The sequence below is a fragment of the Ruegeria sp. H7 genome, assembly GCF_056532945.1.
Genome location: NZ_JBQFNZ010000002.1, coordinates 657,622 through 670,304 on the forward strand (window position 1 = coordinate 657,622; position 12,683 = coordinate 670,304).

Below are 12,683 nucleotides of genomic sequence, written 5' to 3' on the forward strand. Positions count from 1 at the left end.
TTGGAGGTTCTGATGACATCAACGGCTGGTCTCTGGCTGGCCGTTGTTCTCAGCGGCGCATATCACGGGCTGAACCCCGGAATGGGCTGGCCGCTGGCTGTTTCTTCGGCATTGATGGAGCAGCGCCAATCCGCCCTGTGGCGCGCGCTGGCGGCCTTGGCTGGCGGGCATTTCGTGGCGATGCTGGGTGTCCTGCTGCCCTTTGCCCTGATGGCCGTACTGGTTGACTACCAACGCGAGATTCGCATCGGGGCGGCGCTGATCGTCATCGCGATGGGTCTCTATATCGCCCTCACCCAGCGCCACCCGCGATTCCTGTCGCGCGTCCCCCCAAGGAAACTGGCGCTTTGGTCCTTTCTGGTGGCGCTGGCGCATGGGGCCGCGCTGATGCTGGTTCCGATCTATCTGGGCCTGTGCGGCTTGGATGAATTGGATGCCGGGCATCAGGCAATCTCGCAGATTATGACAACGAATGGCCTGCTGGTTCTTGGGGTAGCAGCGCTGCATACCGCCGCAATGATCCTTGGCGGCGGTCTTTTAGCCTATGCCGTCTATCGCTGGCTGGGCCTGCAATTCCTGTCCCGCAGTTGGTTCAATCTGGAACTGATCTGGGCGCTCAGTCTGATTCTGGTTGGAGTTCTGGGGCTGTGGTCGGCGATTTAGTGCTTTTCTTCGGAAAACAACGGATTACCGTTGTCGACGGATAAGCAAGTTGGAAGAGGCCGAAATGGTAACAACCCTGAATGTAATCGTCGCTTTGCTGACCATCGGTTTCGGCCTTTTCGGCTTTCTGGCCCCCGCCCACACCGCCAACGCGCTGGATCTGGCCCCGACCGACAGCACAATGGGCCTAAGTGAATTGCGCGCCTCGGTCGGAGGGTTGTTTGTTGTAACCGGCATTGCCGTGATCTGGCTGAACGCGCCGATGGCATACACAATGCTGGGCGTGGTCTACGCAGGGGCGGCGCTTGGGCGGTTCGTGTCGCTGGCGTTGGACAACCCGCCATTCGTCAAAGCAGCCACTTTTGGTGGAATCGAACTTGTGCTTGCCGTCTGGCTGATTGCAGCGAACTTCAACAAAACCACATAACACGCTGTTTTTGAACGTATTCGCATCCAAAAATCTGGATTTGCAACCCAGCGCCGCCTCACCTATATAGGGTATGTCCTTCGGGACTATGGATATAAACGCGCTCGTAATAAGCGGATCGGACCCGGGGGCGGTACCCGGCGGCTCCACCAACCATCCTTCGTTTGGGGATTTTGGGGCCGAAACAGGATCGACGAACGTCTAAAGGGGTTAGCTTTGTCTCGGCTGTCTGCCACCGTTACCGGCGAAAATAGTACAATTGCAAACGACAATCGTGCTCCGGTTGCAGTTGCTGCGTAAGCAGTAACAAGACCGAAATCTAAGCCCTTGCGCCTAGCCGCGTAAGGCGGGGTTCGCAGGTACCTGGCAACAGAAACCTGCATTTCCACATTATAATGTCTGAGTTTAATTCTTTTTCTGTGCAGATTTAGAGTTTGTTCATCCCTTTTGTCCACTGTCATCCCAGTCAGACAGGAGAGCCGGGATGAAACACACAGATATCCTAAAAGCATGGTACGCCGAGGTTTGGGAACAGGGAAACACCGAAGCGATCGATCAGTATTTTGCGCCCGATACGATGGCCGAGGGGTTGATCCCCGAAATGCAGGTGGGCGCCGACGATTTCCGCGATCTGGTCATGGCCTTCCGTCATATCCTTGGCGAGATCACCGTTGAGATGCCCAAAATCATCGAAAACGGCGATTGGGTTTCAGCCATTCTTCACGTCAAAACCTTCCGCGCCGATAACGGGGCACCGCTGGAGGTCACCGGGCAGGTCATGGCGCGATTCAAGGGCGACAAGATGGTCGAAGCCTATAATCAGTTCGATTTCGTCTCGCTTTTCGAACAACTGGGTCAGTTTCCACAGGACACACTGCCGGTTTGTATGACGGGGCAAAGGCTGGATTGGGCCTGATCCAAAGGTGGTGCAATCTTGACCCATGGGCGGCTTGCACGGTAGCTAGAGCCATGGGGTAAGATTGCGAACGCCCCGTGAGGCGTCAGCCCAAGTTTCGCATGTATCCGAGACTACAAGGAACATGCCATGGCATCGCCAAACTCCATTACCCCAAAGCAATTGTCGCGTCTGATCGGCACACCTCAGGCCCCGATGCTGGTGGATATTTGTCTGGACGAAGATTTTGCGGAGGATCCGTATCTGATCCCCGGTTCATTCCGGCACCCGGTCGCAGACATTGCGGGGCTTGTGCGGCTGGTCTCGGATCGCCGCAGCGTTATCATCTGTCAAAAGGGCAAGAAACTCAGCCAAGGTGTCGTTTCCTGGCTGCGCAGTGAAGGCTGCGCGGCTGAGTATCTGGATGGCGGCATGTATGGTTGGCGCGACCTGCCGGACGGCCTGCGCATTCCGGCCGCGTCTGTGCCGTCGCCGGTTAACGGGCAGACACTGTGGGTCACGCGGCACCGTCCAAAGATTGACCGTATCGCCTGCCCCTGGCTGATCCGTCGCTTTGTCGACCCCAAGGCGAAATTTCTGTTCGTCGCGCCAGCCGAGGTGGAAAGCGTCGCAGAAAAATTCAACGCCACGCCCTTTGACATCGAAAACGCATTCTGGAGCCACCGAGGCGACGCCTGCACATTTGATACACTGTTGGACGAGCTGCGCCTGCGCTCTGAAGCGTTGGATCGGCTTGCAACCGTGGTGCGGGCTGCGGACACCAATCGCCACGACCTTGCCCCCGAGGCAGCCGGATTACTGGCCATCTCGGTCGGCCTGTCACGACAATATCGTGACGATCACGAAAACCTTGAGGCCGGGATGCATCTCTATGACGCCCTGTACCGATGGGCGCGCGACGGGTTTGAAGAAACCCATGACTGGCCGACGGATCGCAGATCATGACGCCTACACTCAGGGAATTAACGCAAGTGTTCGGCAGGATTGGCCTTCTGTCCTTCGGAGGGCCGGCCGCTCAGATCTCGCTGATGCATCACGAGTTGGTTGAACGTCGGCCCTGGCTGGATGAGCAAGCCTATCTGCGAGCCTTGTCCTTGTGCATGTTACTGCCGGGCCCCGAAGCCATGCAACTGGCGACCTATGCGGGTTGGCGCCTGCGCGGCGTGACCGGCGGGTTGATTGCCGGAACCCTGTTTGTGCTGCCCGGCGCGATTGTGATCGCGGCTTTGGTGATGCTTTACGCAGCATTTGGCACCCTGCCCCTGGTTCAGTCGGCCTTTCTTGGGATCAAGGCCACGGTCATCGTGATTGTACTACAGGCTTTGCTCAAACTGTCCCGCAAGGCGCTGTCGGATGTGGAACACCGCATCCTCGCGGGTCTCGGGTTTCTGGGCATTTTCCTGTTCAACATTCCGTTCCCTTTGATCATTCTGACGGCTGCTCTTTGGGGGTATCTCAGTTTCAAGGGCGCGGTACCCGCACCCGAACCCACCGCTGCAACGACCTTGGCAAAACCGTTTCGTACGATAGCCATTTGGCTGCCCCTGTGGCTGGGACCGCTGGTCCTGCTGACACTGTCGGGGCACCAACTGCTCAGCGATCTGGGCTGGTTCTTTGCCCGTCTGGCGGTTGTGACTTTTGGCGGCGCTTACGCGGTTCTGGCCTACATGACTCAGACGGTCGTCGATCAGTACAACTGGATCAGCACAGGCCAGATGATCGACGCGCTGGGCCTTGCCGAAACAACGCCGGGGCCGCTGATTCTGGTGACGCAGTTCGTTGCCATGCTGACCGGGCAGATAAACGGCGGCGTCACATTGGCCCTGGCAGCGGGTGCTGTGGCGCTATGGGCGACATTTGTTCCCTGTTTCCTCTGGATTTTTCTGGCCGCCCCCTATCTGGACAGCCTTGCGACGAGGCCAAGGCTGACAGCCGCGCTGCACGGCATCACGGCGGCGGTGGTCGGTGTGATTCTCAACCTGTCCGTGTGGTTCGCCCTAAATGTTCTCTTTGATGTGGTCGGTCAGGCAAGCTGGGGGCCGCTGTCAACTCCTGTTCCGGACGTGTTATCCCCAAATTATACTGCTCTGGCCCTGACATTTGCCGCAGGTCTATTGATTTTCAAGGCAAAATTGGGGATGGCAACGGTACTGGCGCTGATGGCTCTGGCTGGCATGGCCATCCATCTATTCTGATCAATCCGGCCATACCTGCTCTTTCGTTTCCAGTTAAAACGCCTATGCTGGGGATAACCACTTTCGAGGATCACACATGTCGCAAGACATCGACTATGGAAACCTGATGCACACCGCCATGCGCGGTCTCATCAAAACGGTTCTGACCGGCGTTTCCGAAACCGGCCTGCCCGGCACCCATCATTTTTTCATCACCTTCGACACCCGTGAACCCGGCGTGCAGATCGCGGATTGGCTGCGCGAGCGGTATCCAGAAGAGATGACAATTGTCATGCAGCACTGGTTCGAAAACCTTGAGGTTGGCGAGACCGGCTTTGCCATCACGCTGAACTTCGGCGACGCGCCCGAGCCGCTGTATATCCCCTATACCTCCATCAAAACCTTCGTGGACCCGTCCGTCGAGTTTGGCCTGCGGTTCGAAAGCCCCGAGGACGAGCTGGAAGAAGACAACTTCATCGAAGAGTCGATTGAGGTTGAAGAGCCTGAGGAACACCACGACGCAGACGTCGTCTCGTTGGACAGCTTCCGCAAATAGGCCCTGAAACCCCGCGACCCACGCGGGGTTTATTGTTTCTTCAGAAACGTTTCGACCGAGCGGGACTTTTCGCCGTTGATAAAGCGCGAGAAGGACAGGTTCAGGCCACCCTCGGCCAGAGTGCGGTCGAACTGCTGCAATTCATATCCGCCGGTCTCATCGATAAACAGTGAAAACACGGTCATCGTGTCCCCGTCGATGCGGCCCCAGACAAAGGGTTCGCCTTTCATGGGGTCCAACGGAACCTCATGACCAAAGACATTGCGCTTCATCGCGGCGGCGAACACGTCGGGACGGTCAGACGGTTGGAAATCGATTGAAAACGCCTGTTCCTTGACGCGCCCGTCCAGCTTGTAGGTCGTTGTTTTCCAACTGACGTTAAAGCCGTTTTTGGTCTCGTGAATCGAAACGCTCATGTCTCGGGGCGTGCTTGTTCCGTCCGCGTCCACCACATTTGCCGAACCGATATAGTCTCCGACAAACGGCGTTACGTCGGCGGCGCGGGCCGACACGCTTAGAACTGCGATCCACAAGGTTGCGGCCAAAGCCACCGAGATGGCTTTGATTGGCGATATCCGTTCAGATTCGGGCATTTAAACCTCCTCGACCGCAGCCACCTTATTCTAAACATGCACGCGGTGCGCACAATGGCACAATCCTGTGCGGTGCAAATTAAAATGATGCCATCCGGCGGCTATACCTTTCGGGACCGTATGTCTAAGGTGCGCGCAACTGGCCGATTGCGTCACGGCGTTGTGGCCGCTAAACGGCATACGACTGCATACCAGACGGAGTGACAGATGTCTCAGACCCGCACCGAATCCGACAGCTTTGGCCCGCTCGAGGTTCCTGCCGACAAGTATTGGGGCGCGCAGACGCAGCGCTCGATCATGAATTTCCCCATCGGGTGGGAGAAACAGCCCGTGGCCATCGTGCGCGCGCTGGGCGTGATCAAGCAAGCCTGCGCCATGGAAAACAAGGCGACCGGCAAGCTGGACGCCAAAATCGCTGACGCGATCATTCAGGCCGCTGGTGAGGTGTTTGAGGGCAAGTTTGACGACAACTTCCCTCTGGTCGTCTGGCAGACCGGTTCGGGCACGCAGTCGAACATGAACTCGAACGAGGTGATCGCAAACCGTGCTATCGAGATTCTCGGCGGCGTGATCGGTTCGAAAGACCCGGTGCACCCGAACGATCACTGCAACATGGGGCAGTCCTCGAACGACACCTTCCCCACCGCCATGCATATCGCCACCGCGATGAGCGTGCGCGACGTGTTGCTGCCGGGTCTTGAAAAACTGGCCTCGGGCCTGGAACAGAAGGCCGAAGAGTTCAAGGACATCATCAAGATCGGCCGGACCCATACGCAGGACGCAACGCCCCTGACACTGGGTCAGGAGTTCAGCGGCTACGCCCACCAGATCCGTCAAGGGATTGCCCGCGTGCACGCGGCGATGCCGGGGATCTATGAATTGGCGCAAGGCGGCACAGCCGTCGGCACCGGCCTGAATACCCAGAATGGATGGGGTGAAGCGGTCGCAGGCCATATGGCCGAGATCACCGGCCTGCCCTTTGTGACGGCCCCGAACAAGTTCGAGGCGCTGGCCGCCCATGACGCCATGGTCTTCCTGTCTGGTGCTTTGGCGACGATTGCAGGCAGTTGCTACAAGATCGCCAATGACATCCGGTTTCTGGGCTCCGGCCCGCGTTCTGGTCTCGGTGAACTGATCCTGCCTGAAAACGAGCCCGGCTCATCGATCATGCCGGGCAAGGTGAACCCGACTCAGGCCGAGGCGCTGACTCAGGTCGCGGCCCATGTAATGGGCAACAACGCCGCGATGACCTTTGCCGGGTCGCAGGGGCATTTTGAGCTGAACGTCTATAACCCGATGATGTCCTACAACCTGCTGCAATCGATCCAGTTGCTGGGTGACGCTGCCGACAGCTTTACCGAACGGATGCTGTTGGGCATCAAGGCCAACGAACCGCGCATCGACAAGCTGATGAAGGAATCGCTGATGCTGGTCACCGCACTGGCGCCCACGATCGGCTATGACAACGCCACCACCGTTGCCAAGACCGCGCATAAGAACGGGACGACCCTGAAGGAAGAGGCCATCGCGCTGGGCTTTGTGGATGAGGCAACCTTTGACGCCGTTGTCCGGCCCGAGCAGATGATCGGCCCGAAAAACTGATGGGCAAGCCGGTCAATCTGAACCGGTTTCGCAAAGAAAGGGCGCGGGCCGAAAAGAAGGCCCGCGCAGATCAGAACGCTGTCGCCTTTGGGCGGACCAAGGCCGAAAAAGACGTCGTGAAACTGCGGCAGGACAAGCAGAAGCGCGACCTGGACAATCACGAGTTGGATGAATGAGCGGCCGTCCCGTCAAACGGTCCCTGACGCTTAAAGGGCATCGCACTTCGGTGTCTCTGGAAGATGAGTTCTGGCGGGCCTTTCGGGATATTGCACAGGAAAAAGATCAACCAATCAATGCTTTGGCGGCAGAGATTGATGTGGCTCGTGATCCCGAAACAGGCCTGGCATCCGCTATTCGGGTCTTCATATTGAACTGGTACCGCGACAAGGTTTGACCCTTGCAAGCACGCTTGCAATGCGTGTAGCGTGAGGTGAGAACAAAAAGGGTACGCGCATGACGGACACAGCCATCGGCCCAGACGGAAAACCTCGGTGCACGTGGTCTTTGGCCGCGCCCGAGTTTCCGGACTATCACGATAATGAGTGGGGATACCCGGTGGCCGACGACCAACGGTTGTTCGAGAAACTGTGTCTTGAAAGCTTTCAGTCCGGCCTCAGCTGGCTGACGATCCTGCGCAAGCGCGAGAATTTTCGCGCAGCCTTTTGTGGGTTTGATTTCAACAGGATGGCCGAGTTTTCCGATGCAGATGTCGAACGTCTGTCGCAGGACACAGGCATCATCCGCCATCGCCGCAAGATCGAAGCGGTGATCAACAATGCCCGCCGCGCGCAAGAACTGGTCGCCTCGGAAGGCTCTCTGGCCGCTTATGTCTGGCGGTATGAGCCGGAAATCCCGCCGCCGCCACGCAGCGCCTCAACCTCGGCTGAATCCATCGCCATGTCGAAGGACCTGAAGAAACGCGGTTGGAAATTCGTCGGACCCACCACGGTCTTTGCCTTCATGCAGGCGATGGGATTGGTCAATGACCATGCCGAGGGCTGCTTATGCCGGGAAAAAGCGGCGCAGATGCGCCGCGATTTTGTCAAACCGGTCTGAGGCTTAGCAGGACGCGTTGAAGATCTTGTCGATATTGCCGCCCAAAGCCGCGTTGAACTCGGCTTCTGATTGCTGCTTCGACAGTCCTTCGGTCAATGCGCGCGAGAACGAGGCGATCATCTTGCCGTTCTGACCCAGAAGATCACAGGCCTGCTCGGTCGAATACCCGCCCGACAGCGCCACGACACGCACGACGCGCGGATGATCTGCAACCTCGTCATACAGGTTCGCGTTGCTCGGGATGGTTAGCTTGAGCATCACATCCTGCCCCTCGTCCAACTGGTCGAGGTTTTTCAGCAACTCACCCTTCAGGATATCTTCGGCCTCGGCCTTGGTGTCCGAGTTGATGTTCACCTCAGGCTCGATGATCGGAACCATGCCTGCGGCGACAACCTCGCGCGCAACGTCGAATTGCTGCGCGACCACAGCGGCGATGCCTTCGGCGTTGGCTTCGTGGATGACCGAGCGTTCCTTGGTCCCGAACACGCCCTCAGCCTTGCCCAGGGTTTCAGCCAGCCCCGGAATGGGCTTCATCATCTGAACGCCATTGGCCTGATCTTCCAGCCCTTTGTCGATTTTCAGGAACGGCACGATCCCTTTGACCGACCACAGATAATCGGCCACTTTGCGACCTTCGATTTCCTCGCCCAAAGTGCGTTCGAACAGGATCGCGCCGATCACTTTGTCCTTGGTGAAGTCATCCGCCAGAATAATCCGCGCGCGCATTTGCTGGATTTCGCCGAACATTTCCTCGTCCGATCCATATTGCGAGGCATCCACACCATAAAGCGCCAGCGCCTTGGGAGTCGATCCGCCGCTTTGATCCAGTGCTGCGATAAACCCTGCGCCATTGGACATCTGCGCGCGCTGTTCTGCTTTGGACATAATGTTTTCCCGTTCAAGAATGATTCCGATTTCATTCTTCGCATACAGCACGGCGTTGGGCGATGATAGTTTGTTAGCGCTCAACCACGCGCAACCAAATGCCGTCTTTCGATCTGACGGTCAGATGGGCCACCGGAACCGGTGTTTTTTCGGCGATTGTTTCGAATCTGAACCTGCGCAATAGCGTGGAAAGGATCAACGGCCCCTCGACCATCGCAAACCCCGCCCCGGTACAGACACGCGGGCCGGTGGAGAACGGGATATAGGCGTCGCGCTGACAGGACTTGCCATTTTCGGTGTGCCAGCGTGCCGGATCGAATGCGTCGGGGTTATCCCACAACCGTTCTTGGCGGTGCAGATGCCACGGGCTGATAACGATCTGGGACCCCTTCGGCACTTCGCGATTGCGAAATCTTTCAGGGCAAGAGGCTTGCCGCACCATCATCGGCACCGGCGGGTACAGCCGCAATGCCTCGCGAAACACATCACGGCTGAGCTTCAGCTTGGACATGACGGCGAAGGAGGGGACGTCCAACGCCTCGGCCTCTTGCGCGACTTTCTCCTGCCACTCAGGGTACAGCGCCATCAGGTACAACGTCCACGCAAGCGCCGAGGCGCTGGTTTCATGGCCCGCCAGAAAGAAGATCGCGACCTGATCGATCATCTCTTCGGTGTCAAAACACGCACCGGTTTCGGGATCAGGCGTCGTCATGATCTTGGTTGCCAGATCATCCGGGGCCTCGCCTTGGGCAATCGCCACGGCCCGCTCGGACGTGAGTCTGGCGATAAGGTCGCGGATTTCCCGAGCCGTCTGACGGGTGCGTTTCGAATGCAACCGGGGCAACCAGCGTGGCAGCGGCACAAAGGCCGCCAGATTCAGCAACGGTTGTTCGCGCTGATAGGTTCGGAACTTACGAAACACCTCGGCGGCGATCTCATGCTCGATCGGTACGGAAAACAGCGTCCGAAAGATCACATCGGCAGCGGCGTGGCTGGTCACCTCTTCGCATTCGACCTCAGCCCCGGCCTGACCGCGCAGCCGTTCAACGCAGGCGTCGGCGGCGGCCTGCATGGCGGGAAACGTGTCTTTCAGACGTCCGCCCTCGAAAGCGGGGTCAATGATGCGGCGCTGGCGTTTCCAGACGTCGCCATTGGTCAGGAAGACCGAATTGCCCAACAATGGGCGCAGCCCCTCACTGATACGGCCGGATTTAGGAAAGTCGTCGGGGCGCTTTTTCAAAACGGTTTCAACCAGGTCCGGCTGGTTGATCATGTAGGACCGGAAGAAAGGCGTTCGAAACTCGGCCATCCAGGCGCGGTACAACCGCTCGGGCTGCGCGGACAGCAGATCGCGGCGGAACAGTTTGAGATAGCGCCACAGCGAAACACGATCAGGACGAGAGCGCGGTTTGGGCGGGGTCATGCGTCGACACTCGTATGTTTCGAAACCGCGGTCTCGATACGGGTTTTGGACGGGGTTCGCCCCTTGAACCGTGCGCCCAGTGTTTGGGGGCCTGCCGTGATGCGGAAGTAGTCATAAGTTCCGGGTTGGTCAAAAGCGCAAAGGTATTGAAAATGCAGCCGGAAGAATTTCCACCGCAATTCTCGCCAGCGTTCAGGCGACAGCGTCTGAGTGAACGCCGCAGACAGGACCAGCGGCCAGATCTTGTCCGGCCCGGCCACCCCGCTAACCGCAACCGGATCGCAGAGGGCAAAGGAACACCCATCGCCCGGCGCCGAAACATCGACCCAGGTCACGGCCTTTTGCGACGACAGAAACCGCAGATCACCCCGCAGTTTTGTGGCGTTGGGCAGAAACGAGACCATCGGAACCACCTGCCCGAGCGTCAAAAAGGACAGAACCGGGCGGTTCGGCAGATCGCCGCGCGCGCGGATCAAATCGGCCAGAACAGACACGCCCAGATGCGCGCCAGAGCTGTGGCCGACGACCAGAACCTCATCCACATCTGCATCCAAGGCGGCATCAATCAGGTGCACAAACTCATCCAGACGATTCTGCAGCCCGGCGGGAGTTTCCCCGTTCAGCTGCGCTGAATAGGCGTAATCGTGCATGAGGTAATAGGCGAACAACCGGTTATCGATCTTTCGAAACCATTGAAGCAGCAGGTAAGCTAAAGCCAATGAGGGCAACAGACCCCACCAACCCAGAGTGGCCATCGCAACAGCCACGACGATCATCGCAGCCGCCAATTGCAGTAAGAGCATGCCAACCGGATACAGCGCCGCGATCACCGGCCCTTTCCGCAACTGACTGAGCCGTTTCAGCGTGCCGGTTGAGATATAGGTCCACGCCGTCCGCCCGAGTTGAAGATAGGTCGCCAAAATCGACCCGGACATGCTGTCGCGCACGATGTCGGACCAGACCAGAACGTCCATGTCCGTCTGGACCTCCATGCCATCCTGAACCGAAGTCACGTGCCAGCCAAATGGTCCTTCGACAGGTTTGGGAGATATAGCAATCTCATAGCCCGAAATCGCGGCCTGCGCCTGCGACTCAGACCGATACAGCTCACGATAGCGGCGCGCCGGAATCGGGTCGTAGCCGGGGATGTAGAACACCCGGCGTTTACACACCTGACGCTGATTTGTGTGACTGCTCATGGCCTTACCTTCTGCTGCGAAGGTTAACGCAGCATTGCGGCCAAGGTAAGGTGGATCAGCCCAGAACCGCCAGTGCCGGGAAGGTTTCCAGCAGCCACCAGCTGAATTCGGTGAACAGGCCGGTGATCAGCATGATCCCAACGAACAGCAGCAGACCACCCATCACCTTCTCAATCGTGCCCATGTATGGCTTGATCCGGTTCATTACACTCATCGAGCGGTTCAGGAACATCGCCGCCAGCAGGAACGGAATGCCCAGACCCGCAGCATAAACACCCAGCAACAACGTGCCGCGCGCAACCGATGCCTCTGACGCCGCCAGGGACAGGATGGCCCCCAATTGCGGGCCGATGCACGGCGTCCAGCCAAAGGCAAAGGCAAGACCAAGGATATAAGCGCCGAACACCGAGCCTCCGGAATCACCGGTTTCAACCCGCGCCTCGCGGTCCAGCAGCGGAATGCGAAAAACGTTCAGAAAGTGCAGACCAAAGACAATAACCACCGCGCCCGAGAGCTTTGCAAACAGCACCTGATTCTTCAGCACAAACGCCCCAAACGCCGAGGCGGTAAAGCCCAGCAGCAGAAAGACGGTCGACAGGCCCAGAACAAAGAACAGCGCCGACAGGGTCGCCTTGCGCCGCGCGCGTGCCTCATCCTGCATCTCATTGATGGTCACGCCGCTCATATATGCCAGATAGGGCGGCACAATCGGCAGAACGCAGGGCGACAGAAAACTGATCAACCCACCGATCATGGCGATGAACATGGCGGGCAGCAGCCCCGCGTCGATGATATCAATTCCGAACATGACTAAGCACATATGGTATCAGGTGGATTTCGTCACGGGGCCATTCAGTCACATCCTCGTGGTCGTATGTTGCATGCTGGACAGCGTCGCCCGTTGGAAATATCTCAATCAACATGACTGACGAACCCGAGATACTCGACGCGCTAGGGCTTTTGTGCCCCCTGCCCGTTCTGAAGGCCCGCAAGCGGCTGAAAACCCTGCCTGCCGGGGGGCTTTTGCGTGTGCTGGCGGATGACCCGGCCGCAATCGTCGATGTTCCACATTTCTGCATGGAAAGCGGCCATAACTTGCTGTCGCAGGAAGAAGAGAACGGCCATCAGGTCTATCTGATCCAAAAATCAGCCTGATCGGATCGAGCCAAAGAAAAAGGCGGGCACCTGG

The 12,683-nt window shown here is 58.2% G+C and carries 16 protein-coding genes and 1 other RNA gene; 12 read left to right on the plus strand and 5 right to left on the minus strand.

All coding sequences use genetic code 11. The features are described 5' to 3' along the window. Positions 1-12: 12 nt before the first annotated feature. The 7 genes from ACR0AC_RS08320 to ACR0AC_RS08350 all read left to right on the plus strand — a co-directional run bounded on the left by ACR0AC_RS08320 (position 13) and on the right by ACR0AC_RS08350 (position 4,736). A complete protein-coding gene (locus ACR0AC_RS08320; protein WP_170518472.1) occupies positions 13-663 on the plus strand; it encodes a hypothetical protein in 651 nt (216 codons plus the stop codon). A gap of 64 nt (positions 664-727) precedes the next feature. Then, positions 728-1,090: a DUF4345 family protein gene (locus ACR0AC_RS08325; RefSeq protein WP_170518469.1), complete on the plus strand. Its 363-nt coding sequence runs from the start codon at positions 728-730 to the stop codon at positions 1,088-1,090. A gap of 36 nt (positions 1,091-1,126) precedes the next feature. Beyond that, positions 1,127-1,474: a transfer-messenger RNA gene (ssrA, locus tag ACR0AC_RS08330) on the plus strand. Positions 1,475-1,574: 100 nt separating this feature from the next. Beyond that, positions 1,575-2,006: an ester cyclase gene (locus ACR0AC_RS08335; protein ID WP_170450821.1), complete on the plus strand. Its 432-nt coding sequence runs from the start codon at positions 1,575-1,577 to the stop codon at positions 2,004-2,006. Between the two features lie 129 nt (positions 2,007-2,135). After that, positions 2,136-2,951 (plus strand): sulfurtransferase/chromate resistance protein, encoded by an 816-nt coding sequence (locus ACR0AC_RS08340; protein WP_170450823.1) that lies wholly within the window; start codon positions 2,136-2,138, stop codon positions 2,949-2,951. Further along, entirely contained in the window at positions 2,948-4,201 is a 1,254-nt protein-coding gene (gene chrA, locus ACR0AC_RS08345; protein WP_480872764.1) for a chromate efflux transporter, read from the plus strand. Before ACR0AC_RS08340 ends, chrA begins: the two co-directional genes overlap by 4 nt. A gap of 76 nt (positions 4,202-4,277) precedes the next feature. Then, positions 4,278-4,736 (plus strand): ClpXP protease specificity-enhancing factor SspB, encoded by a 459-nt coding sequence (locus ACR0AC_RS08350; RefSeq protein ID WP_170450827.1) that lies wholly within the window; start codon positions 4,278-4,280, stop codon positions 4,734-4,736. Positions 4,737-4,765: 29 nt separating this feature from the next. Here the strand turns inward: ACR0AC_RS08350 and ACR0AC_RS08355 are convergent, their stop codons facing one another. Beyond that, complete coding sequence (locus tag ACR0AC_RS08355; RefSeq protein ID WP_170518459.1) at positions 4,766-5,329, minus strand: hypothetical protein; 564 nt, start codon at positions 5,327-5,329, stop codon at positions 4,766-4,768. Between the two features lie 207 nt (positions 5,330-5,536). On the opposite strand from ACR0AC_RS08355, the gene fumC reads away from it, so the two are divergent. Genes fumC through ACR0AC_RS08375 form a run of 4 tightly spaced genes read left to right on the plus strand, consistent with a single transcriptional unit; the run spans position 5,537 to position 7,987 of the window. Further along, positions 5,537-6,931, plus strand: a complete 1,395-nt coding sequence (gene fumC / locus ACR0AC_RS08360; protein WP_170450830.1) for a class II fumarate hydratase — start codon at positions 5,537-5,539, stop codon at positions 6,929-6,931. Next, complete coding sequence (locus tag ACR0AC_RS08365; RefSeq protein WP_170450832.1) at positions 6,931-7,107, plus strand: DUF4169 family protein; 177 nt, start codon at positions 6,931-6,933, stop codon at positions 7,105-7,107. The genes fumC and ACR0AC_RS08365 overlap by 1 nt, the downstream gene beginning before the upstream one ends. Continuing rightward, a complete protein-coding gene (locus ACR0AC_RS08370; protein WP_170621772.1) occupies positions 7,104-7,325 on the plus strand; it encodes a ribbon-helix-helix domain-containing protein in 222 nt (73 codons plus the stop codon). The genes ACR0AC_RS08365 and ACR0AC_RS08370 overlap by 4 nt, the downstream gene beginning before the upstream one ends. A gap of 59 nt (positions 7,326-7,384) precedes the next feature. Further along, the gene (locus tag ACR0AC_RS08375) at positions 7,385-7,987 is read left to right on the plus strand and encodes a DNA-3-methyladenine glycosylase I (protein WP_170450836.1); all 603 of its coding nucleotides are present in this window, start codon (positions 7,385-7,387) and stop codon (positions 7,985-7,987) included. Positions 7,988-7,990: 3 nt separating this feature from the next. Here the strand turns inward: ACR0AC_RS08375 and ACR0AC_RS08380 are convergent, their stop codons facing one another. The 4 genes from ACR0AC_RS08380 to ACR0AC_RS08395 form a co-directional block, all read right to left on the minus strand. Beyond that, complete coding sequence (locus ACR0AC_RS08380; protein ID WP_170621770.1) at positions 7,991-8,872, minus strand: fructose bisphosphate aldolase; 882 nt, start codon at positions 8,870-8,872, stop codon at positions 7,991-7,993. Between the two features lie 73 nt (positions 8,873-8,945). Continuing rightward, positions 8,946-10,295: a cytochrome P450 gene (locus ACR0AC_RS08385; protein WP_480872768.1), complete on the minus strand. Its 1,350-nt coding sequence runs from the start codon at positions 10,293-10,295 to the stop codon at positions 8,946-8,948. Next, entirely contained in the window at positions 10,292-11,494 is a 1,203-nt protein-coding gene (locus tag ACR0AC_RS08390; protein ID WP_480872770.1) for a hypothetical protein, read from the minus strand. Before ACR0AC_RS08390 ends, ACR0AC_RS08385 begins: the two co-directional genes overlap by 4 nt. 55 nt (positions 11,495-11,549) lie before the next feature. Beyond that, on the minus strand, positions 11,550-12,302 hold the full coding sequence (locus ACR0AC_RS08395) for a cytochrome c biogenesis protein CcdA (protein WP_170450844.1): 753 nt from the start codon (positions 12,300-12,302) through the stop codon (positions 11,550-11,552). Between the two features lie 113 nt (positions 12,303-12,415). Between ACR0AC_RS08395 and ACR0AC_RS08400 the strand changes: the two genes are divergently transcribed. Beyond that, positions 12,416-12,649, plus strand: a complete 234-nt coding sequence (locus ACR0AC_RS08400; protein WP_480872772.1) for a sulfurtransferase TusA family protein — start codon at positions 12,416-12,418, stop codon at positions 12,647-12,649. The last annotated feature ends 34 nt before the right edge of the window (positions 12,650-12,683 follow it).